This window comes from Sphingomonas sp. Leaf4, assembly GCF_920939515.1.
Lineage (GTDB): Bacteria > Pseudomonadota > Alphaproteobacteria > Sphingomonadales > Sphingomonadaceae > Sphingomonas.
The window spans coordinates 109,985-134,353 of record NZ_CAKLBB010000007.1; the positions used below are offsets into that span (position 1 = coordinate 109,985).

The window sequence follows — 24,369 nt, forward strand, 5'->3', positions numbered from 1 at the left end:
TGTGGAATCGACATGGATGAACTGAATATCGTCCGGGGCCTGATGCTCCGGGCGGCGGGAACGCTTCCCGCAACCGCACCGCTGGTGAAAGCGCTGCTGGAATGGGCGCAGCCGCATGGCGAGTGGCTGGTGCCCGGCCATGCAGGCAAGCTGAAATGGAAGGCGTTGCGTGCGACGCTGGAGGAACCGGTCGTGACGCCGTTGCGCGCCCCCGCGCTGGGGCTGGCGCGGACGGTCGCGCATCTGCTGGCGTTGCCGCCGGTGGATGCCGAGCTGTTGCGGTTGATGGTCGCGTGCGACCGGTTGCCGCGCGCGGCGGCGCTGGCGAAACTGCTCGACCGGCAGGGGCGGGGCCTGCCGCACCTGCTGGGCGAGATGGCGGGGGCCGAGGGCAGCGATGCCGACCGGGTCGCGCGGCGCGGCACGCTCGCCCGGCTGGGGCTGGCGAGCTTCTACATCAATCGCGATGGCGGTGCCGAGATCGACATCGCGTGGACGATGAAACGCCTGCTCGACCGTGCGCCCGCCGACGATGCCGGGGTGCTCGACCTGCTGGTCGGCCCGCGACAGGCGGCGACGCTTGGCGTGGAGGCGTTCGGGCATATCGGCGAGGTCGGTTTCCTCGTCCGGCTGCTGCGCGGCGCGCTTGCGGCGAAGGCCGCCGGGGTCAACATCCTGATCCACGGGCCGCCGGGCACCGGCAAGACCGAACTGGCGCGCACGCTGGCGCAAGGCGCGGGCGCGGTGCTGCACGGCATCGGCGAGGCGGACGACGACGGCGAGGAGCCGAGCCGGTGGGACCGGGTGATGGCGCTGACCCTCGGCCAGAAGCTGCTGGCCAAGCGCGGCGACACGGTGCTGCTGTTCGACGAGATGGAGGACCTGATCGGCAATGCCAGCCCGTCGGCGGGCGGCGACTGGTTCCGCGCGCGCGAAGGGAGCAAGGTGTTCGTCAACCGGCTGCTCGAGGCCAATCCGGTGCCGGTCATCTGGACCACCAACGCGATCGGCAATGTCGACGCGGCGATCCTGCGGCGGATGAGCTTCGTGCTGCGCATGGACCTGCCGTCGCGTGCCGCCGCGCTGGCGATGCTCGAACGGGTGGCGCGCGAGGAGGCGGTGGCGCCGGGGCCGGGGTTCGCCACCTTGCTCGACGCTGCACCCGAGGCGGCGACGGTGCTGCGCGTCGCGGCACGCGCGGGCAAGCTGGCGGGCGAGGCCGATGGCGGCAGCGTCGCGGCCGAGGCACTGGTGCGGGCACTCCGGGGTGGCACGCTGCCGCATCCGGGGCCGGGCGGGTTCGACCTCGACCTGTTCGAGAGCGACCGGCCGATCGAACCGCTGTTCGCGGCGATGGCGGGGGAGGGAGCAAGCGACGTCTCGCTGCTGCTGACCGGGCCGCCCGGCACCGGCAAGACCGCGTTCGCCCATCATCTGGCGCGCGCGCTCGACCGGCCGCTGCTGGTCAAGCGCGCGTCGGACCTGTTGTCGAAATGGGTCGGCCAGACCGAGGCGCAGATCGCCGAGGCCTTTGCCGAGGCGCGGCGGCAAGAGGCGGTGTTGCTGTTCGACGAGGCGGATTCGCTGCTGTTCGATCGCACTACTGCGCGCAATAGCTGGGAGGTGGGGCAGGTGAACGAGCTGCTGACGTGGCTCGACCGGCATCCGTTGCCGGTGGTGGCGGCGACGAACCACGAGGCGAAGCTCGATCCGGCGACGCTCCGGCGGTTCGTCTTCAAGCTGCGACTGGGGCCGCTTGGTGCCGCTCGGGCGAAGGCGGCGTTCGCGCGGTTCTTTGGGGAAACGGCCCCGGCGGCGCTGGGCGAGGTCGACGGGCTGACGCCCGGCGACTTCGCGGTGGTAGCGCGGCAGTTGCGCCACTGGCCGGCGGCGGATGCGGGGGAACTGGTCGAGCGGTTGCGCCGGGAGGTGGCGGTGAAACCGGCGCGGGCGGTTCGGGTGGGGTTTTGAGGGGAGGCTCCTTCGCCGGCCGGGCGAGTGGCGGGGGCGGGTCGAGTTTGTCCCTCTGCCATAGGGCCGATCGACCTTCACGCTCCCATCGTCACCCCGGACTTGTTCCGGGGTCCACCTGGCTCTAAACGCTGTCGATACAGCCTCAAGGCGCACCGATTGCCGCGCCGTGGACCCCGGAACAGGTCCGGGGTGACGAAAGGGATAGCTGTTTCGGCCGAAAACGACGAAGATCGGCCCGCAATGCTGAATGTCGATCCCGCCTAAAGCGTCGCCCCAGCGAAGGCTTGGGCATCAAGCGGTTCCTGTCGTGCCCTGTACCCGGAGATCCCAGCCTTCGCTGGGATGACGTTTGGTTCGGGGTGGATGGATCGGTCGGTCGCCTGCCCGATCTGCTCCCCTCCCTGACAGGGGAGGGGCCGGGGGTGGGTCGGCCCGCGAGGAAACGTGCGCGCTTCACAACCGGCCGACCCACCCCCAACCCCTCCCTTCCAGGGAGGGGAGCAGGTTATGCGGGTCCTTCGTTGACTATCGATCCGGCTGACCCACCCCCGGCCCGGCCCTTTCAGCGAGGGGAGCGGTAGACAGCGCTGGCGTCGCGGCTCGGCCCGGCGCAGCATGGCGCGGCAATCATCAAGGGAATCCATGCCGATGCCGATCACGCCGCCCGACGATTCGCTGTGGCTGTACCTTGGTGCCGATGCCGCCGGTGGCGATGACCCGACGCTCGACCTGTCGGCGGCGGCGCGGCATGGCGATACGCTGTTCCTCGGCAGCGACGAGGGGGTCAGCCTCGAACGGCTGGCGCGCGGCGACGACGGGTGGAGCGGGCACCAGCGGATCGCGCTGGGCGACATCTTGCGCCTCGACACCTCGGGCGAGGCGGACATTGAGGGGCTGGCGGAGGACGACGGCTGGCTGTGGGTGCTGGGGTCGCACGCGCGAACCCGCCCCAAGATCGGCAAGGCGGGTGACGACCGGATCGACCTGACCGCGTTCGCCGGGTTGAAGGATACCAGGCCGCGCTGCGTGCTGGCGCGGTTGCCGCTGGCACCCGACCCGGAGGCGCCGGGGCTGGTGCTGCCGGTCGCCGCCTATGCCGACCGGCGCGCGGGGATGCTGCGCCAGACGAAGCGTGGCAACCGGTTGGCGGCGATGATGGCGCGCGATGTGCTGCTCAAGCCCTTCACCAAGATCGCGTCGAAGGAGGGCGGGGTCGATCTGGAGGGGATCGCGGTCGCGGGCAACCGGGTGGCGATCGGCATGCGCGGGCCGGTGATCCAGAATTATGCGGTGCTGCTGGAGTTCGAGGCGGCGTTCAAGAAGTCCGGGCGGATGACAATCCCCGGACCGTTGCACAAGCGGGTACTCGACCTGAACGGCCTCGGCATCCGCGACCTGAAGCGCGATCGTGCCGACCTGTTGATTTTGGCGGGGCCGACGACCGGGCTCGACGGGCCGTGCGCGGTGTATCGCTGGGCCGACTGGCTGGGCGATCCGGCGCGCGACGACCAACTCGTCCGGCGGCATCGCCCCGAGCGGATCATCGAGCTGCCGTACGGGATCGGCGACGATCACCCCGAGGGGCTGTTGCTGCTCGACGGGGCGGAGGGTGCGCGCGATCTGGTGGTCGTGTGCGACAGTCCGGCGAAGGACCGGCTGGACAAGGCGCGGCGCGGGGTGCGGTGCGACCGGTTCCGGCTGCGGTAGGGGCGCAGTAGGTCGAACTGCCGGCTTGTGGTGGTGTTCTGTCTGCTCCCCTCCCTGACAAGGGAGGGGTTGGGGGTGGGTTGGTCGGTTGTGGGGCGGTTGCGGTTCCTCTCGGGCCTACCCACCCCCGGCCCCTCCCTTGTCAGGGAGGGGAGAGGCTGTGAACCGCCGTCCGGCTGGATGTTGATCGCTGCGACACGCTTGCCCTGCGAAATACCGATCCGCCCCCAAACCCCCGCCATGCCCTAACGGCAGGGAATGGCACAATTACTCATACTTTTCCCATTGCACCTGTTCGAGTTTCTCCGTATTTGTCCGAGTATATCGAAGCCGCCAACGGCTCGAGGCAGGGAGAGGGAAATGGGTTTAAGACCAATCATTCTGGCGTCGGCATCGTCGCTGTCGCTGCTGTGCGCGCCGGCACTGGCGCAGACCACGCCGGGGGCCAACACGCCCGATGGCATCGGCGCGCCGCTCGGCACGCCCAGCGATGCGCCCGAACAGGCGTCCGACGGCACGCCGGCGCGTCAGGCGACGTCCGACGAGGCGGACGAGATCGTCGTCACCGGCGTGCGCGCGTCGATCCTCGGCGCTCTGAACGTCAAGCGCAACGCGACGCAGGTGGTCGATTCGATCGTCGCCGAGGATGTCGGCAAGCTGCCCGACAACAATGTCATCGAAGCGCTCCAGCGCGTGACCGGCGTGCAGGTGACGAACCGCGCCGGGGGCGAGGCGGCGGGCATCTCGATCCGCGGCCTGCCCGATGCGCTGACCACGATGAACGGGCGCAACATCTTTACCGCATCGGGGCAGGCGTTCGCGCTGGCCGATATTCCGGCGAACCTCGTCAAGCGGATCGACGTGTACAAGACGCGCGCCGCCGACCAGATCGAAACCGGCATCGCCGGGCAGATCGATGTGTTCACACGGCGTCCGTTCGATTTCGACGGCTTCGCGCTGTCGGGCGTGGCGCGCGGCATCTACAACGAACAGGCCGATACGTTTAACCCCAACGTCTCGGGCCTCATCAGCAATCGCTGGGAAACCGGGATCGGCGACATCGGCGTGCTGGTCAGCGGCAGCTATGCGCGGACCAAATACCGCGACATGAGCGTGACGTCGGGCGCGATGGTGCCGTTCGTCACCCAGAATCCGCCGCCGGGCTTCGTGCCCTTGCAGCGCGTGTTCCCTGAATCCGGCGCATGGCAGCCGGGCACCGAACGCGGGCTGCCGACCGCCGCCGGTTCGACCTTTCTGCTCGGCGGGCGGCAGGTGCCCTATTATCTGTCGCGCGACGCGGTGTTCAGCCCCGATGTCGCCGGCACGCGCGAACGCCCGGCGGTGAGCGCGGCGGTGCAATGGTCGCCCAGCAGCGATGCGACCTACACCGCCGAATTCTTCTGGAACCAGTTCAAGTCGACGACGCAGAACAGCCTGTTCTTCAGCTTCGTCGACTGGTGGGGGGCGCTCGGCACCAATCCCGGCTCGACGATCGAGCTGTATCCCGACACCAACATCATCAAGGCGCGCTCGGTCGGCGACGTGTTCGGCTTCAACAGCGGCGACTATACCCGCTCGAAGACCGACAGCTTCGTCTACGCGCTGAACGGCGACTGGAAGGTGGGCGACAATGCGCGCGTCACCGCCGACCTGTCGTACCAGAACAGCCAGTTCGACACGCAGTTCCTGGCGATGCGGCTGACCCGTGTGGCGCGGCGGATCGACGTCGATTTCAATACCCGCAACGGCATCCCGTCGTACAACTTCGACAACAACGACCTGCTGGTCGATCCGACCCAGTGGGACGTCGGCGAATTCTACGACAATGCCAACCGGTCGAAGGGCGATGCGATCACGCTGCATCTGGACGGCGAGAACCGCTGGGACGACGGTTTCCTGCGCCGGGTGAAGGCGGGCATCCGCGTCGACAGCCGCAACGCGATGGATTCGGTCCGCACGCAGGATGCGCCCGGCCTCGGCCGCAAGTTCTCGACGCTCGATCCCGGGCTGCAACTGGTCAACAAGGACTTTTTTCAGGGGCGCGCCAGCGTGCCGACGTCGTGGCTGGTCCCCAACGGCACCTATATCTACGACAATGTCGACGCGATCCGGCAATTGTATCGCGGCTCGGTCGATCCCGGCATCCAGTTGTCCGACCAGTTGAAGATGATCGACGTGTTCGACATCAACGAGATCACGATGACCGCCTATGCGATGGCGGACGGGCAGTTCGACCTGTTCGGGCGGCCGTTCCACGTTCAGGCGGGCGTGCGCTATGTCGATGTCGATACCGATCTGGTGTTCACCGACCGGCTGAGCGGTGCCGTGACCGGCGCGTCGCAGGGCACCACCCGCTTCCTGCCCAGCGCCACGCTGCGCTGGGAGATCACCGACAATTTCCGGGTCCGCTTCAACTATGGCGAGACGCTGCGCCGGCCGGGGTTCGCCGACCTGAACCCCAATTTCAACCTGACCGGCGACCTGACCAGCATCGGGCGCGGCAGCGGCAGCGCGGGCAATCCCAACCTGCGATCGACGACCTCGAAGAATTTCGACCTGTCGGCGGAATGGTATTTCGAGCGCAACAGCGCGATCTATGGCACGCTGTTCCGGCGCGAGATCGACGGGCTGGTCGTGCCGCTGACCTCGGTGCTGACGATCCCGAACAGCGGGCAGAACACCAACGTCTTCGCCGTCACCCGGCCGGAGAACGCATCGAACGGCGTGCTGAAAGGCGCGGAACTGGGGCTGACGTACTTCCCGACCTATCTGCCCTCGATCCTCGACGGGTTCGGGTTCCAGGGCAGCCTGACCGTGCTGAGTTCGCGGCAGAATATCCCGCTGTCGGATTCGGCGGGCACTATCGTCGGCGAGGATGAATCGTCGTTCTTCAACGTGTCCGACCTGTCGACCAACGCTACGCTCGCCTATGACAAGAACGGGCTGGGTGCGCGCCTGTCCTATGTGTGGCGCAAGGCGTTCCTGACGCGCAACGAGGCGCGGCTGTTCGCCAATCCGATCGGCGTGTGGCGGCGGCCGGAGAGCAGCCTCGACTTCCAGCTCACCTACGGCATTACCGACCGGCTGGGGCTGACGCTCGATGCGGTCAACCTGACCAACCAGACGCAGCAGGAATATTACCGGTTCGACGACAGCGGCAACGCCGACCAGTTCAACCTGGGCACCACGTTGCTGTCGCGGACCTTCGCGGTGGGCCTGCGCTTCTCGCTCGACTGATCGGTGTCCGTGCGGGCGGCCGCTTTGCGCCGCCCGCCGCCCGTTCGCCGACCCCCCTATTCTCGGAGTGATTCCATGATCCGGTCCACGCTTCCGCTCGCCGCGCTCGTCCTGCTCCTCGCCGGATGCAACGGCATCTCGGGCACCGATGCCAGCGGCAATATCTCGGCACCCGTCTATCCCGCGCCGACGCCGACCCCCACGCCGACGCCGAACGCCACCGCGACCCCGGTCGGCCTCGCGCTCACGGGCGATACGATGCCGGTCCATGATCCGGCGATCATCAAGGACGGCAACACCTATTACCTGTTCGCCACCGGCGCGGTCGGCGACCGCGAAGGGCTGCTCGCCACGCGCACCTCGACCGATCTGACCGCGTGGACGTGGCGCGGGGCGGCCTATGCCGCGCTGCCGTCGTGGGCGACGACGGCGGTGCCGGGCACCACCGGCATCTGGGCTCCCGACATCGTCAAGCGCGGCGGCGAATATCGCCTGTATTATTCGGTATCGACCTTCGGGCGGAACCAGTCGGCGATCGGGCTGACCACCAACAGCGCGCTGAACCTCAATTCGCCCGCCGCCGGATGGACCGACAAGGGCGCGGTGATCCAGTCGCAGACCACCGACAATTTCAACGCGATCGACCCCGCCGTGTTCACCGACGCCGACGGGCGCGAATGGATGGCCTTCGGCAGCTTCTGGTCGGGGATCAAGCTGATCCGGCTCGATCCCGCCACCGGCCTGCGGCTGGCGAGCGACCAGACGATCTATCCGCTGGCGACGCGACCCGCGCCGGGCGCGGTCGAGGCACCGTTCGTCGTGCGGCGCGGCGAATTCTACTACCTGTTTGCGTCGTTCGACGAATGCTGCAAGGGCGCGGACAGCACCTACAACACCGTCGTCGGACGCTCGAGGACCGTGACCGGGCCGTATCTCGACAAGAGCGGCAAATCGATGCTCGACGGTGGCGGGTCGGCGGTGCTGGCATCGGGCCGGGGCACCGGCGCACGCTATGTCGGGCGCGGCCATGTCGCGGTGTTGCAGGAGGCGGCGGGCGATTACATCGTCTATCATGCCTATGACACGCAGCGGAACGGCGCGCCGACGTTGCAGGTGCAGAAGCTGAACTGGGATGCCGACGGCTGGCCGGTGGCGCAGTAGGATGCGCCCGCGCCGTATCCTCGCGGCGATCGCGCTGCTGGCGGCGGGGGCGCAGACCGCGCCGCCTGCCGCCGATATCCGCCCGGTCCACGATCCGGTGCTGATCCGCGAGGGGGCGACGTGGCACGTCTTTTCGACCGGCATCGGCAAGGACGGGCAGGGGCTGATCGCCGCGCGTACCTCCGCCGATCTGGTGACATGGGCACCGGGCACGCCGCCGTTCGCGAGCCTGCCCGAGTGGGCGGCGCGCGCCATTCCCGGCGCGCGCAACCTGTGGGCTCCCGACATATCGTTCGTGAACGGGCGCTACCGGCTGTATTATTCGGTATCGACCTTCGGGTCGAACCGATCGGCGATCGGGCTGGCGACGACGCCGACGCTTGACCCCAAGCGGCCGGGCTATGGCTGGCGCGACGAGGGGCTGGTGCTGGAGTCGCGGCCGGGCGATGCGTATAACGCGATCGATCCGGCGTTCGTGGTGGACCGGCAAGGGCGACACTGGCTGTCGTTCGGCAGCTTCTGGAGCGGGTTGAAGCTGGTCGAGCTGAACCCTGCGACCGGCAAGCCGCTGCGCCCCGCCGCCCGGCCGCTGGCGCTCGCCAGCCGTCCGGTGCCCGCCGGCGCGCCGTCGATCATCGAGGCGCCCTATATCTTCGAGCGCGGCGGCTGGTACTGGCTGATCGCCAGCTACGACTATTGCTGCAAGGGTGTGAACAGCACCTATTATACCGTGATCGGCCGGTCGCGGACGATCGCCGGGCCGTATCGCGGCAAGGACGGCAGTTCGATGCTGGCGGGTGGCGGCACGATGTTGCTGCGCGCCGATCTGGAGGAGAAGGGGCGGTTTCGCGGTCCCGGCCATGCCGGCCAGTATCGCGGGGCCGATGGTGTCGACCGCCTCGTCTACCATGCCTATGACAAGCAAAACGCCGGCGCGCCGACCCTGCGGATCGCGACCCTGCACTGGGGTGCGGACGGCTGGCCGGTGGCCCGGCCCCAAGGAGAGTGACCATGACCCTATCGCTTACCCGCCGCTCGGTTCTGGGCGGCATGGCGGCGAGCGCAGCGCTGCCCGCGTTCGCGCAGCGGCGCTCGACCCGGATCGTCAACCCGCTGGTCAAGAACCGCGCCGATGCGCAGGTGTTTCGCCACACCGACGGCTGGTATTATCTGACCGGATCGGTGCCTGAATATGACCGGCTGGTGCTGCGCCGGTCGCGCACCATCGCCGGCCTTTCCACCGCGCCCGAGAAAGTGCTGTGGCGGCACGAGGCGAAGGGGCCGATGTCTGGGTTCCTGTGGGCGCCCGAACTGCACCGGATCGGCAACCAGTGGATCATGTATTTCGCCGCCGGTCCCAGCGGCGGCGGCGAGGATGTGTTCCGCATCCGCACCTATGCGGTGGTGTGCGACGGCCCCGATCCGATGACCGGGAAGTGGACCGTGCTGGGCCAGTTGCAGACGCCGTGGGACAGCTTCAACCTTGATTCGACCAGCTTCGTCCATCGCGGCACCCGCTATCTGGCATGGGCGCAGCGCGAACCGGGGATCGAGACGAACTCGAACCTGTATCTGGCCCCGCTGGCGACGCCGCTGACGCTGGCGGCGAAACCCGCACGGCTGACCGTGCCGACGCTGCCGTGGGAAATCCGGGGGTACAAGGTGGCCGAAGCGCCGGCGATCCTCGCGCGCAACGGGCGGCTCTTCCTGACCTATTCGGCGAGCGCGACCGATGCGCGCTACTGCCTGGGCATGCTGACCACGCGCGGCGATGCCGACATCATGGACCCGGCGGTGTGGCGTAAGTCGCCCGAGCCGGTGATGAAGACTTCCGCCGAACACAAGATTTTCGGGCCGGGCCACAACAGCTTCACCGTCGACGAGCGCGGGCGCGACATGCTGGTGTTCCATGCGCGCGATTACGAGAAGATCACCGGCGACCCGCTGTTCGATCCCAACCGGCATACCCGGGTGCAGCCGGTGCGGTATGATGCGGAGGGCGTGCCGTTGTTCGATCCGCCGGTGGCAAATGGGGCGTTGGTGTAGGCACGTTGCTCCCCGCCCTTGTCAGAGAGGGGAGCGCATTAGCGCCGATCGACATTCAGCCAGACGATGGCGCTTGGCGGCTCCCCTCCCTGACAAGGGAGGGGTTTGGGGGTGGGTGGGCCGGTTGTGGAGCGCTACCGTTTCCTCCCGGGCCGACCCACCCCCAGCCCAGTTTCGGGTGAACAGTGCCCCGCACTGTTCAGGTCATGCCGGGGGCATGACCGACCCGAAACTCTTGTCAGGGAGGGGAGAGGGTCAGATGCCGGCTTCGGTGAGGACCGCCAACTGTTCTTTCGTCAGTTCGAGCCGCCATGATCCCACCAGTTCCTCCAGTTGGTCGACGCTGGTGGCGCTGGCGATCGGGGCGGTGACGCCTTCCTGTGCGGCGAGCCATGCGAGCGCGATCTGTGGCAGGGTCGCGCCGGTTTCCGCCGCGACCGTGTCCATCGCGGCGAGGACGTTCGCGCCCTTGCCGTCGAGCAGGTCGGCCATGCTGGACCCGCGCACGCTCTTGGTCAGGTCGTCCTTCGTGCGATACTTGCCGGTCAGGAACCCGGCGGCGAGGCCGAAATAGGGGGCGACGCCGATGTTGTGTTCGACGCACAAGTTCTGAAGTTCGCCCTCATATTTCTTCCGGCTGACGAGGTTGTATTCGGGCTGGAGGACGTGGAAGCGCGGCAGCCCTTCGGCGGTGGCGAGGTCGAGCGCGGATTTGAGGCGCATCGCCCCGAAGTTCGACGCACCGAGCACGCCGATCTTGCCGGCGTCGATTAACCGGCCGAACGCGGCGAGATAGTCGGCCTGCGGCGTGTCGGGGTCGTCCTGATGCGCGTAATACAGGTCGATGCGGTCGGTGCCGAGCCGCGCGAGCGACGCTTCGGCGGCAGCGGCGATGCGGGCGGGGGCGAGCTTTTCGCCACCCTCGCCCGGCAGCATGCCGACCTTGGTCGCGAGCAGCACCCGGTCGCGCTTGCCCGACCTTTTGAACCACTCGCCGATGATCGTTTCCGATTCGCCGCCTTTGTGCCCATCGACCCATGCCGAATAGACGTCGGCGGTGTCGATCATCGTGCCGCCCAGATCGACGAAGGCGTCGAGGATGCGAAAGGTCTGGTCGCGGTCGATCGTCCAGCCGAACACGTTGCCGCCGAGGATCAGCGGCGGGATGGCGAGATCGGTCGCGCCCAGCGTGCGCAGCGGCAGGTCGGTCATGGTCGTTCCTTGGGTTGGGCCACCGTGTCGGGAGCCAGCGCATTGGCGTCGAGCATCGCCGCCGCGTCGTTGAGCGCAGCCGCCTCGCTCTGCGTCACGCCGCCCGGCGCGGTATCCTTGTCGCCGCCGCTACAGGCCGCGAGGAGGAGCAGGGCGGGGAGGGCAAGGGGGGCGGTGCGGGGCATCAGGCATCTCCAAACGAAAAAGGCCGCGTCCCGTTGCACGGGGCGCGGCCTTGTCGTCTAGCGCAGGTTGTGGATCAGCGCTGCATCTCGCGGCCGGTCTGTTCCAGTTCCTGGCCCGCTTCGCGCTGTGCGCGATCGGTGGCGTTGTCGATGCGGTCGCCCGCACGGTCGGCGGCGGCACCGGCGCGGTCGGCGGCGTTGTCGAGCTTGTCGCCGGCACGGTCGGCGGCGTTCTCGGCGGCACCAAAGGCGCGGTCGCCGGCGGCCTGCACGTCGTCGACGGCTTCGCCGACGGTCGAGTTCACGTCGGCGGCGACGGCGTCGGCGGCCTCACCGGTTTCGTTCTGGGCTTTCTGGCTGCATGCCCCGACCGAGAAGGCGGCGATAGCGAGCGGCAGGAGGAACAGCTTTTTCATGAATGGCCCTTTCTTGATCCCATGATCCGCCGCCTAACGCATGTTCGCGGCGCTGGTTTCATGAACGGAACGATGGCGTGGCGTGGCACTCCGTGATTGACCCCATATAAAGATTTCTTTATATGATGCGCCATGGTTCCGGCTCTCGACATCCTGCGCGCGGCGAGCGACGCCACCCGGCTGCGGGTGCTGACGCTGCTGCGCCACATGGAGCTGTCGGTCGGCGAACTGGCACAGGTGTTGGGGCAGAGCCAGCCGCGTGTCAGCCGCCATGTGAAGATCCTGTGCGATGCGGGCCTCGCGGTCCGGCGCAAGGAGGGAAGCTGGGTGTTCGTGGCGCTGGGCGCGCCGCCGGTGGTGGCGCCGCTCATCGGCGCGCTCGATAGCTGGCTGCCGCAGGGCGATGCGTGGCGCGTCGCCGATCTGGCGCGGCTGGCGGCGGTGCGCGCCGACCGGGCGAGTGCGGCGGCGGCGTGGTTCGAGGCGCATGCCGGCGAATGGGATGCGATCCGCTCGCTCCATGTCGCCGAGGAAGCGGTCGAGGCGGCGATGGCGCGCACGCTGGGGCAGGCGCGGCTTGGCCTGCTGGTCGACATCGGCACCGGCACCGGGCGGATGCTGGAGCTGTTCGCGCCGCAATCGGCCGCCGCGATCGGGATCGACCGCTCGTCGGAGATGCTGCGCCTCGCCCGCGCGAAGCTGACCGAACGCGGATTGGACCATGCCGAGCTGCGCCAGGCGGACCTGTATGCGCTGCCGATCGAGGATGGCGCGGCCGATGCGGCGGTGGTCCATCACGTGCTGCATTTCGCGCAGCATCCCGGCGCCGCGATCGCCGAGGCGGCGCGGGTGCTGCGGCCGGGCGGGCGGTTGCTGATCTGCGACTTCGCGCCGCACGAGCGCGAGGAGTTGCGCTCGCGCGACGCGCATGCGCGACTGGGCTTTTCCGACGAACAGATGCTGCGCTGGTTCGGCGATGGCGGGCTTGCCCCGGTGTCGATCGAGACGCTCGATGGGGCCGAACTGACGGTCAAACTATGGATGGGACGTCGCTTGGGCGACGTGCAAGAGGTGAAGGCGGCATGATTCCGACCATTTCCGATATGGAAGAAGCCCGGCGTGCGCTCGACGCGCCGCTGTTCGCCGATCTGGCGGGCGACTGTTCGGTCAGCTTCGAATTCTTTCCGCCCAAGAACGAGAAGATGGAAGCCGCGCTGTGGGAGACGGTGCGCGCGCTCGAACCGCTGGCGCCGAAGTTCGTCTCTGTCACCTATGGTGCGGGTGGTTCGACCCGCGAGCGCACGCATGCGACGGTCGAGCGGATCGCGCGCGAGACGTCGATGCCCGCCGCCGCGCACCTGACCTGCGTCGAGGCGAGCCGTGCCGAGATCGACGAGGTCGCCCAGGCCTATTGGGCGGCGGGCGTGCGCCATATCGTCGCGCTGCGCGGCGATCCGCCGACGATGGGGCAGAAGTTCGTCGCGCACCCGGATGGCTATGAAAACGCCGCGGCGCTGGTGGCGGGGTTGCAGAAGCTGCACCCGTTCGAGATTTCGGTCGCGGCCTATCCCGAATGTCATCCCGATTCCGAACATCAGGCGGCCGACCTCGACAACCTCAAGCGCAAGATCGATGCCGGGGCGACGCGGGCGATCACGCAATTCTTCTTCACGCCCGAAGCGTTCTTCCGCTTCCGCGACGCGGCGGCGGCGGCGGGGATCAATGCCGACCTCGTGCCGGGCATCCTGCCGGTGTCGAACGTGGGGCAGGTGCGCAAGTTTGCCGGCATGTGTGGTGCCGCGATCCCGCCATGGATGGACCGGCTGTTCGAGGGGCTGGACGATCACCCCGGCGCGCGCGCGCTGGTGGCGGCGACGGTCGCCGCCGAGATGTGCCGCAAGCTGTACGCCGGCGGCGTGCGCGACTTTCATTTCTACACGCTCAACCGCGCCGAACTGTCCTATGCGATCTGCCACCTGATGGGCCTGCGCCCGAAGGCGGCGGCGGTCGCGGCGGCGGCGTGATCCGAGAGGAATTGCCATGACCGATGCTCGCCAACGCCTGAACGAACAGGCCGCCAGCCGCGTCCTCATCACCGACGGCGCGTTCGGGACCGAGATCCAGAACTGGAAACTGTCCGAGGCCGATTATGCCGGCCAACTGATGCTCGGCCACGACCAGAAGGGCAACAACGACATCTTGGCGATCACCAAGCCGGAAGTGCCCGAGACGATCACCCGCGCCTATCTCGACGCCGGGTCGGACATCGTGTCGACCAACACGTTCAGCGCGAACCTCATCAGCCAGGCCGATTACGGGGCCGAGGCGCTGGTCGCCGACATCAATATCCAGAGCGCGCGGATCGCCCGCCGCCTCGCCGACGATTATGCCGCGCGCGACGGGCGGCCGCGCTTCGTGGCCGGGGCGATCGGGCCGACCAACAAGACGCTGTCACTCAGCCCCGACGTCAACGATCCGGGCTATCGCGAGATCGATTTCGATCACCTCAAGGCCGTCTATCGCGAACAGATCGACGCGCTGGTCGATGGCGGGATCGATTTCGTGTTGATCGAGACGGTGTTCGATACGCTGAACGCCAAGGCCGGCGTCATGGCGGCGATCGAGGCGGGGCAGGCGCTCGGCCGCGACCTGCCGATCATGTTGTCGATGACGCTGACCGACCTGTCGGGGCGCAACCTGTCGGGGCACACCGTCGAGGCGTTCTGGCATGCGGTGCGCCATGCGCGGCCGGTGACGATCGGGCTGAACTGCTCGTTCGGCGCGGAGCAGTTGCGGCCGCACGTCAAGACGCTGAGCGAAATCTGCGACACGCTCATCATGGTTTATCCCAACGCGGGGCTGCCCAATGAACTGGGTGCCTATGACGAACTGCCGGCGACGACCGCGTCGCTGGTCGGCGACTGGGCCGATCACGGGCAGGTCAATATTCTGGGCGGCTGCTGCGGATCGACCCCGGCGCATATCAAGGCGATGGCCGAGCGGGTGCGCGGCGTGACCCCGCGCCGGGTGCCGAGCGTGCCAGTGCGGACGCGGCTCGCCGGATTGGAACCGTTCACGATGGCGGCGTGACCATCATAGCCCTCTCCCCCTTGGGGGAGAGGGTTGGGAGAGGGGGTGTCCACGACCGTTGTGGCTTACAGCCCCTCTCCCCGGCCCTCTCCCCCTGAAGGGGAGAGGGAGATTTTCGTACCCCAGACCTTCTCCGGACCGGGAGAGGGAGCAGAAAGTGCCATGACCAACGCTTCGACCAATTTCGTCAACATCGGCGAACGCACCAACGTCACCGGATCGGCCCGCTTCAAGAAGCTGGTGATGGCCGGCGACTATGCCGCCGCGGTCGAGGTGGCGCTGCAACAGGTCGAGAGCGGCGCGCAGGTCCTCGACGTCAACATGGACGAGGGGTTGCTCGACGCGCACCATGCGATGACGACGTTCCTGAAGCTCATCCAGGCCGAGCCGGACATCGCGCGCATTCCGGTGATGGTCGACAGTTCCAAATGGGACGTGATCGAGGCGGGGCTGAAGTGCGTGTCGGGCAAGCCGATCGTCAATTCGATCAGCATGAAGGAGGGCGAGGAACAGTTCCTGCGCCACGCCCGCATCTGCATGAACTATGGCGCGGCGGTCGTCGTGATGGCGTTCGACGAGGTCGGACAGGCCGATACCCAGGCGCGCAAGGTCGAAATCTGCTCGCGCGCCTACGACCTGCTGATGACCATCGGCTTCCCGCCCGAGGACATCATTTTCGACCCCAATATCTTCGCGGTGGCGACGGGGATCGAGGAGCATAACAACTACGGCGTCGACTTCATCGAGGCATGTCGGGAGATCAAGGCGCGCTGCCCGCATTGCCATATCTCGGGCGGGCTCTCGAACCTGTCGTTCAGCTTCCGCGGCAACGAGCCGGTGCGGCGCGCAATGCACTCGATCTTTCTCTATCACGCCATTCCGGCGGGGATGGACATGGGGATCGTGAACGCGGGCCAGCTCGACGTGTACGACACGATCGATGCCGAGCTGCGGGTGGCGTGCGAGGACGTGATCCTCAACCGCGATCCCGGTGCCACCGACCGGCTCATCGCGCTCGCCGAGAAATACAAGGGCACCGATGCGGTGGCGGAAAAGGCGGCGGCCGAATGGCGCTCGCTGCCCGTCACCAAGCGGCTGGAATATGCGCTGGTCAAGGGCATCGACGCGCATGTCGTCGACGATACCGAGGAATGCCGGCAGCAGTTCGCCCGCCCGATCGAGGTGATCGAGGGGCCGCTCATGGACGGGATGAACGTCGTCGGCGACCTGTTCGGATCGGGCAAGATGTTCCTGCCGCAGGTCGTCAAGTCGGCGCGGGTGATGAAGAAGGCGGTGGCGCACCTGCTGCCGTTCATCGAGGCTGCGAAGGAGCCCGGGGCCAAGGGCAAGGGCAAGATCATCATGGCGACCGTCAAGGGCGACGTGCATGACATCGGCAAGAACATCGTTGGCGTCGTCCTGCAATGCAACGGCTTCGACGTGGTCGATCTGGGCGTGATGGTGCCGTGGACCCGCATCCTCGAAGCCGCGAACGAGAATGACGCCGACATGATCGGGCTGTCGGGGCTCATCACCCCCAGCCTCGACGAGATGGTGACGGTGGCCGAGGAGATGAAGCGCGCCGGCATGACCATGCCGCTGCTGATCGGCGGGGCGACCACGTCGAAGGTGCATACCGCGCTGCGCATCTCGCCGGCCTATGATGGGCCGATCGTCCATGTGCTCGACGCATCGCGCGCGGTCGGCGTGGCGACGACGCTGGTCAGCGACACCGGCCGCAACGCCTATGTCGCGCAGATCGCCGCCGATTACGAAGCGGTGCGCGTGGCCCGCGCGGGCAAGGGGCAGAGCGAGCTGACGCCGCTCAGTGATGCGCGCGCCAACCGCTTCACGGCCGATTTCGCGCAGAAGCCCGGCGCGCCGGTGAAGCCCGGCCGGCATGTGTTCGACGATTGGGACCTCGCCGACCTGCGCGCCTATATCGACTGGACGCCGTTCTTCCGCGCATGGGAACTGGCGGGCAATTTCCCGGCGATCCTGACCGATGCCGTGGTCGGCGAGAGCGCATCGTCGCTCTATGAGGATGCGCAGGCGATGCTCGACCAGATCATCGCCGAGAAGTGGCTGACCGCGAAGGGCGTGGCCGCGCTGTGGCATTGCCATGCACAGGGCGACGACGTGATCGTCGACGTGCCCGCCGAGCAGATCGAACCGGCGCTGGAGGCGGGGCGCGTCTCACCGCTGTCGGGGGTGCCGCACGACTTCGCCACGCCGATGCAGACGACCCATGCCACCCACGCGATCCGCATGCCGTTCCTGCGCCAGCAGGTGAACAAGCGCGAGGGGCGCGCCAACATGTGCCTCGCCGATTTCGTCGATCCGGCGGGCGACTGGATGGGCGGCTTCGCGGTCGGCATCCACGGCATCGACCCGCACATCGCCCGGTTCAAGGCGGCGCACGATGATTATCAGGACATTCTCCTGAAAGCGCTGGCCGATCGGCTGGCCGAGGCGTTCGCCGAACGGCTGCACCATCATGTCCGCACCGAATTGTGGGGCTATGCGCAGGGCGAGCAACTGACCAACGAGGCGATGATCCGCGAACAGTATCGCGGCATCCGCCCGGCACCGGGCTATCCGGCCTGCCCCGACCATAGCCAGAAGCCGATCCTGTTCGAGATGCTGGGCGCGACGCAGGGCACCGGCATCACCCTGACCGACAGTTTCGCGATGCTGCCGACGGCGGCGGTATCGGGGTTCTACTTCGGCCATCCCGACAGCGCGTACTTCGGCGTCGCGCGGATCGGGCGCGATCAGCTTACCGACTATGCCGCGCGGCGTGGGGTGAGCGTGGAACAGGCGGAGCGCTGGCTGCGGCCGAATCTGGATTGATCGACATTCCATCGGAACATCGGTGAATTGCTCCCCTCCCTGAAAGGGAGGGGCTGGGGGTGGGTTGGTCTGCGAGGGAAGGCCAAGCGTTCCACAACCGGCCGACCCACCCCCGACCCCTCCCTTTCAGGGAGGGGAGAGCGGAAACGCCTTGTTGCATGACGAAGGGAGGCGTGGGCACGTTCGTTCAATCGAACCAAAGCCCGCCTCCGCCGTTACCCTGCGCAATGAAACGATATGTTGTAACTTCGCGCGCGGTGCGGCATAGCGATGCCATGCGTAGCACTGTCATCCGTCCGGCCGGAGTCGAGGGTCGTCTCGACCGTATCGGCATGGTGTTGTCCGGGCTGTGCGCGGTGCATTGCGTGTCGACCGTCATCCTGACGTTGCTGCTCGCCTCGGTCGGGGGGGCGTTGCTGCATCCCGCGATCCATGAAGTGGGCCTTGCCGTCGCCGTCGCGATCGGGGTGGTGGCGCTCGGCAGCGGCTATTGGCGCCATGGCCGCCGCCTGCCGACGCTGGTCGGTGGTCTGGGCCTGACGATAATGGCCGCCGCGCTGATGCTGCCGCATGGGCTGCCCGAGGCGCTGGCGACGATCGCCGGGGTGGCGCTGCTGGCGTTCGGCCACCATCTCAACCGCCGCGCCGCCTGATCGGCTTGCCGCGCGGTGCGGCCACGCTTATCTTGGATCGCATGGCGCATGAGCATCACGAACATAACGGCCCGGCATGGAACAAGGCCGCCGAGGCGGCGCTGATCCGCGCGGGCGAACAATGGACCGCGATGCGTGCCAGCATCTTCGACGTGCTGGCATCGTTCGACAAGCCGGCCTCGGCCTATGACATCGCCGATGCGGTATCGAAGGCGCAGGGGCGGCGGGTGGCACCCAACAGCGTCTATCGCATCCTCGACCTGTTCGTGAACGCGAACCTCGCCCGGCGGGTGGAGAGTGCCAACGCCTATCTGGCGAACACCCATCCCGACTGCATTCACGACTGCATCTTCCTCGTGTGCGACGCTTGCGGACAGACGACGCATATCGATGACGACAGCATCACCCGCAACGTCCGCTCGGCGGCTTGCGGCGCGGGATTCACGCCCATTCGCCCGGTGATCGAAGTACGCGGCACCTGTGCCCTGTGCAGTGCAGCATCGGCCGTCGCCTGAACCTGCACTGAACTTCCACAATAGTTTGTCCGGCAGCGCGCCTACGGCCAATCGACAGTCCGGTTGACCTGCGATACAGACGGTTGATGGCCGAACCTCTTCACACGCCGCTGCTCGACACCGTTCAGACGCCCGCCGACCTGCGCAAACTGCCCCCCGCCGACTTGCGGCAACTCGCCGACGAACTGCGGCAGGAGACGATCAGCGCGGTCGGCACGACCGGCGGCCATCTGGGGTCGGGGCTCGGCGTGGTCGAACTGACGGTGGCGATCCATTACGTGTTCGATACCCCGGCCGACCGGCTGGTGTGGGACGTCGGCCACCAATGCTATCCGCACAAGATCCTGACCGGGCGGCGCGACCGCATCCGCACGCTGCGCCAGGGCGGGGGGCTGTCGGGCTTCACCAAACGGTCGGAGAGCGAATACGACCCGTTCGGCGCGGCGCACTCCTCCACCTCGATCTCGGCGGCGCTGGGCTTCGCGGTCGCCAACAAGATCGCGGGCACACCCGGCAAGGGCATCGCGGTGATCGGCGACGGCGCGATGTCGGCGGGCATGGCCTATGAGGCGATGAACAACGCCGAACAGGCGGGCAACCGCCTCGTTGTGATCCTGAACGACAACGACATGTCGATCGCGCCGCCGGTGGGTGGCCTGTCGGCCTATCTGTCGCGCATCGTGTCGAGCCGCGAGTTTCTCGGCATCCGCGAGGCGTTCAAGAAGCTGGCCCGCAAGCTGCCGCGCCCGCTGCACACCGCCGCGCGCAAGACCGACGAATTCGCCCGCGGCATGGCGACCGGCGGCACGTTGTTCGAGGAGCTGGGCTTTTATTATGTCGGGCCGATCGACGGGCACAACCTCGACCATCTGATCCCCGTCCTCGAAAACGTCCGCGATGCCGAGGAAGGGCCGATCCTCGTCCATGTCGTGACCAAGAAGGGCAAGGGCTATGCCCCGGCCGAGGCGGCGGCCGACAAGTATCACGGCGTGCAGAAGTTCGACGTCATCACCGGCACGCAGGTAAAGGCCCCCGCCGGCCCGCCGCAATATCAGAACGTGTTCGGCCATACGCTGTCGGCACTGGCCGACACGGACGACCGCATCTGCGCGATCACCGCCGCGATGCCGTCGGGCACCGGGCTCGACCGGTTCGCCAGGGACCATGGCGACCGGTTCTTCGACGTCGGCATCGCCGAACAGCACGCCGTGACCTTTGCCGCCGGTCTGGCCGCGCAGGGGATGCGGCCGTTCTGCGCGATCTATTCGACGTTCCTGCAACGCGCCTATGACCAGGTCGTCCACGACGTCTGCATCCAGAACCTGCCGGTACGCTTCGCGATCGATCGCGCCGGGCTGGTCGGCGCGGACGGCGCGACCCATGCCGGCAGCTTCGACGTGACCTATCTCGCCACCTTGCCCAACATGGTGGTGATGGCGGCGGCGGACGAGGCGGAACTGGTTCACATGACCTACACCGCCGCCGAATATGACGCGGGCCCGATCGCGGTGCGCTATCCGCGCGGCAACGGCGTCGGCGTGGCGCTGCCCGAGATCCCGCAGAAGCTGGAGATCGGCAAGGGCCGGCTGGTGCGCGAGGGGCACAAGGTCGCGATCCTGTCGCTCGGCACCCGCCTCGAAGAAGCGTTGAAGGCCGCCGACGCGCTGGAGGCCAAGGGGCTGTCGACAACGGTCGCCGACCTGCGCTTCGCTAAGCCGCTGGACGAGGCGATGATCCGCCGGTTGCTGACCAGCCACGAGGTGGCGGTGACGGTCGAGGAGAATGCCGTGGGTGGCCTCGGCGCGCATGTGCTGACCTTTGCCAGCGACAACGGGCTGATCGACGGCGGGTTGAAGCTGCGCACGATGCGCCTGCCCGACAGCTTCCAGGACCAGAACGCACCGGCGAAGCAATATGACGAGGCGGGGCTGAACGCGCCGCAGATCGTCGACACGGTGCTCTCCGCGCTGCGCTGGAACGACAGCGGGGTCGCCGAAGTCCGGGCATGACCGGCGGGCAGAAGGCCGCCGCGATCATCGCGCTGGTGGTGATCGCCATGGTCGCGTTCAACTGGTCGCTGTGGCGCCGGCTGAAGGCGGCGCAGGCCGAGCGGGCGGGCTGGAGCGCGGCCGATTTCGACGCGCAACTGGTGGCGAACGGGGTGTCTGCGCAGGTGGCGGTGCTGGTGCGGGAGTTGGTGAGCGCGCCGTTCTATGGTGCTGGCATAGCGCCGCATCCCGATGACGATTTCGCCCGGTTTCTGGCGGTCGATGAAACCGAAGTCGCCGATATTGCCGCTACCGGCTGTGAGGAACTGGGAGCCGACCGGCCGGAGCCGACGGACGTACCCCCGATCCGCGACCTGAGCGATCTGGCGGAGTATCTCCAGTCGGTTGCCGACGCGAGACGAACGGCATAGATTGATCGCCGAGGAGACTGATCGATGAAGGTCGAGAAGATCGGGGACACGCTCGCCGTCCGGATTCCCTATGATGTGGCCACGGCACTCGGGCTGCACGAAGGGGACGGGGTTGCGATCCAGCGGCTTTCCGAACCAAAGCGTCTTGGCGATGCGGAACTGGCGGAGCTATGGGCAAGCATGGACGAGTTGGTCCGCCCGTTTCCTCCAGGATACAAGTTCGATCGCGAGGAAGTGAACGCGCGTTGATGCGGGCGTTCCTCGACACCAATATTCTGCTATATGCCTATGCTGACGATCCGAAGCAGGTTTCGGCACGACGATTGATCGACGGTACACCCATCATCAGCGTTCAGTGCCTGAACGAGTTTGCCGTCGTCAGCCGACGCAAGCAGCAACTGTCGTGGATCGAGATCGCGAGGCGGATCGCGTTGATCCGACAGGGTATGAGCAGCATCGTCCCCCTTACCGAAACGATCCATGCCGACGGCCTGCGCATCGCCGAACGCTACAAGCTCCAGATCTACGACAGCATGATCGCCGCCGCCGCACTGTCGGCCGGGTGCGATCGGTTGTGGAGTGAGGACCTCCAGCACGGCCTGATGATCGATGGCCGGCTGGACGTCGCCAATCCGTTCCTGTGATTACACCCCGTAATAGCGCTGCTGCATCGCATCGGTCGCGCTGACTGCCAGCACCGAACGTGCTTCCGACGGCGCGCGGACGTGGCCGCGCCCGTCGCCCGAGGCGTCGATCACCCGGTCGAGCAACTCCTGCCCTTCCTCCCACCAGCCGATGCCACTGGCGGCGTTGAGATGCCCTTGCGCGCCGGCGTCGACGAAGTGGCTGCCCCAATCGACCGCCATCGAATGCGCCCGCTCGATCGAGATCCACGGATCGTCGGTCGATGCGACGACGATCGACGGGAACGGCAGCGGAATGCGCGGTGCGGGCGCGAAACCCTGCAACTCGATGGGCGCACCGGCGCGGTCGACATCGGCCGGGGCGACGAGCAGCGCGCCCGCGACCGGCCAGCCATAGGGCTGTCCCGACAATTGCGCCCACCATGCGATCGCAAGGCAGCCGAGCGAATGGCCGGCGAGCACCACCGGGGCCTGCGCCTGACGGATCGCCTGGTCGAGCTTCGTCACCCACGCATTGCGCAGCGGCCGCGACCACAGTCCCAGTTCGACGCGCGCGGTGTCGGGCCGCGATTGTTCCCACAATGTCTGCCAATGCGACGGGCCGGAGCCATTGAGGCCCGGCACGGTCAGCACGGTCGGCGATCCGGCGGATAGACTGGAAAACTGGGCCATCGTCCTGCTCCTTGGCAACAACGGTGGAAGCCGGCACCCCTTGGCTTAGGGAGGATCGGGAGTCGGCTTCCGGCACTCAAGATATTCCCACTGTTCCAATAGGCAATAGCCCCGCCGACGAATCGAACGCGGCTTGCGGCCAGCCGAAAGCCGCGCCATGGACGCGCCATGGCCAAGCAGCGCGCAGACCAGCTCCTCGTCGATCGCGGCCTCGCCGAAAGCCGCACCCGCGCGCAGGCGCTGGTGATGGCGGGCCTCGTGTTCGTCGGCGATCGCAAGGTCGACAAGCCCGGACAGCAACTGTCGGACGACGTGGTGATCGACGTGCGCGGGCGCGATCACCCGTGGGTGTCGCGCGGCGGGATCAAGCTGGCGCACGGGCTCGACCGGTTCGGCTGGGACGTGACCGATGCCGTGGCGATCGACGTGGGATCGTCGACCGGCGGCTTCACCGACGTGCTGCTCACGCGCGGCGCGGCCCGGGTCTATGCGGTCGACAGCGGCACCAACCAGCTTGCGTGGAAGCTGCGGCAGGACCCGCGCGTCATCGTCCACGAACAGTTGAGCGCGCGGCTGCTGACCGAAACGCACATCCCCGAACCGATCGATCTGGTGGTGTGCGATGCCAGCTTCATCGCGCTGGAAAAGGTGCTGGCCGTCCCGCTGACCTTCGTGCGCCCCGGCGGACGGCTGCTGGCGCTGGTCAAGCCGCAGTTCGAGGCGGGGCGCGGCGAGGTCGGCAAGGGCGGGGTGGTCCGTGACCCGGCAATCCATGCGCGGGTATGCGACGCGGTGGCGAACTGGCTGACCGGCATCGGCTGGCGGGTCGAGGGGATCGATCCCAGTCCCATTACGGGACCCGAGGGGAACGTCGAGTTTCTCCTTGCGGCACATGCGCCCGCTACCGTTCCTTTGTCCGATATTGACGCACCCGATACACCGCGCCATGCGCCCTAAGCGTGTCGCCATGGCGGCGCGAACCGAAGGGGGTCGGGGATGAGCGAGATCGCATCGAAGGGGCAGTTGCGCGCGGGGTTCCTGCGCTGGGCGGTGGTGACGGTGCCGCTGATCCTGCTGCTGGGGTTCCTGTCGGGGCGGATGGTCCCGGTGGGGTCGGAGAACCGCTGGTATCAGTTGCTCACGCTGCCGGCAGTGCGCCCGCCCGACTGGGCGTTCGGCGTGGTGTGGACCGCGCTCTACATCCTGATGGGGGTGTCGCTGGCGATGATCCTGAACGCGCGTGGCGCGCGTGGGCGGGGCAGCGCGATCGCGATCTTCGCGATCCAGATGGTGCTGAACCTTGCGTGGACCCCGCTGTTCTTCGGCGCGCATCAGGTGTCGGCGGCGCTGATCCTCCTCATCGTGCTGTTCGTCGCCGCGCTCATCACCACTGTCGCCTTCGGGCGCATCCGGCCGCTCGCGGCGTGGCTGCTGGTGCCGTATCTGGCATGGCTGGTGATCGCGACCGCGCTCAACTGGCAGATCGACCGGGCGAACCCGGATGCGGAGGCCCTTGCGTCGCCGCCCGCCTCCACCCAAATCGACCTGTAGCATCGGGCGAAGCGTCGCCCGCCGATCCGAAGGA

General features: G+C 67.5%; 21 protein-coding genes and 1 pseudogene. 18 read left to right on the forward strand and 4 right to left on the reverse strand.

Annotated features, from left to right (window positions below):
• Window positions 1-12: 12 nt before the first annotated feature.
• From LRA89_RS20510 to LRA89_RS12040, 6 genes and pseudogenes are all read left to right on the forward strand, one after another.
• The gene (locus LRA89_RS20510; protein WP_268934916.1) at window positions 13-1,971 is read left to right on the forward strand and encodes an AAA family ATPase; all 1,959 of its coding nucleotides are present in this window, start codon (window positions 13-15) and stop codon (window positions 1,969-1,971) included.
• A gap of 645 nt (window positions 1,972-2,616) precedes the next feature.
• A complete protein-coding gene (locus tag LRA89_RS12020) occupies window positions 2,617-3,681 on the forward strand; it encodes a DUF3616 domain-containing protein (protein WP_230770338.1) in 1,065 nt (354 codons plus the stop codon).
• Between the two features lie 360 nt (window positions 3,682-4,041).
• Window positions 4,042-6,918: a TonB-dependent receptor gene (locus LRA89_RS12025; RefSeq protein ID WP_230770339.1), complete on the forward strand. Its 2,877-nt coding sequence runs from the start codon at window positions 4,042-4,044 to the stop codon at window positions 6,916-6,918.
• Window positions 6,919-6,993: 75 nt separating this feature from the next.
• Window positions 6,994-8,079, forward strand: a complete 1,086-nt coding sequence (locus LRA89_RS12030) for an arabinan endo-1,5-alpha-L-arabinosidase (RefSeq protein ID WP_230770340.1) — start codon at window positions 6,994-6,996, stop codon at window positions 8,077-8,079.
• Between the two features lies 1 nt (window position 8,080).
• Complete coding sequence (locus LRA89_RS12035; RefSeq protein ID WP_230770341.1) at window positions 8,081-9,088, forward strand: arabinan endo-1,5-alpha-L-arabinosidase; 1,008 nt, start codon at window positions 8,081-8,083, stop codon at window positions 9,086-9,088.
• A 2-nt stretch (window positions 9,089-9,090) separates the two neighbouring features.
• Window positions 9,091-10,119, forward strand: a pseudogene (locus LRA89_RS12040) (glycoside hydrolase family 43 protein); the annotation flags it as partial.
• A 261-nt stretch (window positions 10,120-10,380) separates the two neighbouring features.
• On the opposite strand, the gene LRA89_RS12045 reads toward LRA89_RS12040, so the two are convergent.
• From LRA89_RS12045 to LRA89_RS12055, 3 genes are all read right to left on the reverse strand, one after another.
• Window positions 10,381-11,337, reverse strand: a complete 957-nt coding sequence (locus tag LRA89_RS12045) for an aldo/keto reductase (protein ID WP_230770342.1) — start codon at window positions 11,335-11,337, stop codon at window positions 10,381-10,383.
• Complete coding sequence (locus LRA89_RS12050; RefSeq protein ID WP_230770343.1) at window positions 11,334-11,522, reverse strand: hypothetical protein; 189 nt, start codon at window positions 11,520-11,522, stop codon at window positions 11,334-11,336. The genes LRA89_RS12045 and LRA89_RS12050 overlap by 4 nt, the downstream gene beginning before the upstream one ends.
• A 74-nt stretch (window positions 11,523-11,596) precedes the next feature.
• Window positions 11,597-11,938: a hypothetical protein gene (locus LRA89_RS12055; RefSeq protein ID WP_230770344.1), complete on the reverse strand. Its 342-nt coding sequence runs from the start codon at window positions 11,936-11,938 to the stop codon at window positions 11,597-11,599.
• A gap of 132 nt (window positions 11,939-12,070) precedes the next feature.
• On the opposite strand from LRA89_RS12055, the gene LRA89_RS12060 reads away from it, so the two are divergent.
• From LRA89_RS12060 to LRA89_RS12105, 10 genes are all read left to right on the forward strand, one after another.
• Window positions 12,071-13,024 (forward strand): ArsR/SmtB family transcription factor, encoded by a 954-nt coding sequence (locus LRA89_RS12060; RefSeq protein ID WP_056493132.1) that lies wholly within the window; start codon window positions 12,071-12,073, stop codon window positions 13,022-13,024.
• Window positions 13,021-13,962 (forward strand): methylenetetrahydrofolate reductase [NAD(P)H], encoded by a 942-nt coding sequence (gene metF / locus LRA89_RS12065; protein WP_230770345.1) that lies wholly within the window; start codon window positions 13,021-13,023, stop codon window positions 13,960-13,962. Before LRA89_RS12060 ends, metF begins: the two co-directional genes overlap by 4 nt.
• Window positions 13,963-13,978: 16 nt before the next feature.
• Complete coding sequence (locus LRA89_RS12070) at window positions 13,979-15,028, forward strand: homocysteine S-methyltransferase family protein (protein WP_230770346.1); 1,050 nt, start codon at window positions 13,979-13,981, stop codon at window positions 15,026-15,028.
• A 162-nt stretch (window positions 15,029-15,190) separates the two neighbouring features.
• Window positions 15,191-17,881 carry a methionine synthase gene (gene metH, locus LRA89_RS12075; protein WP_230770347.1) on the forward strand — a complete coding sequence of 897 codons (2,691 nt, stop codon included), beginning with the start codon at window positions 15,191-15,193 and terminating at the stop codon, window positions 17,879-17,881.
• Window positions 17,882-18,156: 275 nt separating this feature from the next.
• The gene (locus tag LRA89_RS12080; protein WP_055755343.1) at window positions 18,157-18,534 is read left to right on the forward strand and encodes a MerC domain-containing protein; all 378 of its coding nucleotides are present in this window, start codon (window positions 18,157-18,159) and stop codon (window positions 18,532-18,534) included.
• 41 nt (window positions 18,535-18,575) lie between these two features.
• Window positions 18,576-19,049 carry a Fur family transcriptional regulator gene (locus tag LRA89_RS12085; RefSeq protein ID WP_055755344.1) on the forward strand — a complete coding sequence of 158 codons (474 nt, stop codon included), beginning with the start codon at window positions 18,576-18,578 and terminating at the stop codon, window positions 19,047-19,049.
• Between the two features lie 86 nt (window positions 19,050-19,135).
• A complete protein-coding gene (gene dxs, locus LRA89_RS12090; protein WP_230770348.1) occupies window positions 19,136-21,058 on the forward strand; it encodes a 1-deoxy-D-xylulose-5-phosphate synthase in 1,923 nt (640 codons plus the stop codon).
• Window positions 21,055-21,468 carry a hypothetical protein gene (locus LRA89_RS12095; protein WP_230770349.1) on the forward strand — a complete coding sequence of 138 codons (414 nt, stop codon included), beginning with the start codon at window positions 21,055-21,057 and terminating at the stop codon, window positions 21,466-21,468. Before dxs ends, LRA89_RS12095 begins: the two co-directional genes overlap by 4 nt.
• 24 nt (window positions 21,469-21,492) lie before the next feature.
• The gene (locus LRA89_RS12100; protein WP_055755347.1) at window positions 21,493-21,717 is read left to right on the forward strand and encodes an AbrB/MazE/SpoVT family DNA-binding domain-containing protein; all 225 of its coding nucleotides are present in this window, start codon (window positions 21,493-21,495) and stop codon (window positions 21,715-21,717) included.
• Window positions 21,717-22,112, forward strand: a complete 396-nt coding sequence (locus LRA89_RS12105; RefSeq protein ID WP_055755348.1) for a PIN domain-containing protein — start codon at window positions 21,717-21,719, stop codon at window positions 22,110-22,112. Before LRA89_RS12100 ends, LRA89_RS12105 begins: the two co-directional genes overlap by 1 nt.
• On the opposite strand, the gene LRA89_RS12110 is transcribed toward LRA89_RS12105, so the two are convergent.
• Window positions 22,113-22,784, reverse strand: a complete 672-nt coding sequence (locus LRA89_RS12110) for an RBBP9/YdeN family alpha/beta hydrolase (RefSeq protein WP_055755349.1) — start codon at window positions 22,782-22,784, stop codon at window positions 22,113-22,115.
• A gap of 168 nt (window positions 22,785-22,952) precedes the next feature.
• Here LRA89_RS12110 and LRA89_RS12115 point away from each other — a divergent pair, with 168 nt between their 5' ends.
• Complete coding sequence (locus LRA89_RS12115; RefSeq protein WP_230770350.1) at window positions 22,953-23,741, forward strand: TlyA family RNA methyltransferase; 789 nt, start codon at window positions 22,953-22,955, stop codon at window positions 23,739-23,741.
• Window positions 23,742-23,780: 39 nt separating this feature from the next.
• Entirely contained in the window at window positions 23,781-24,335 is a 555-nt protein-coding gene (locus LRA89_RS12120; protein ID WP_230770351.1) for a TspO/MBR family protein, read from the forward strand.
• Window positions 24,336-24,369 lie beyond the last annotated feature (34 nt).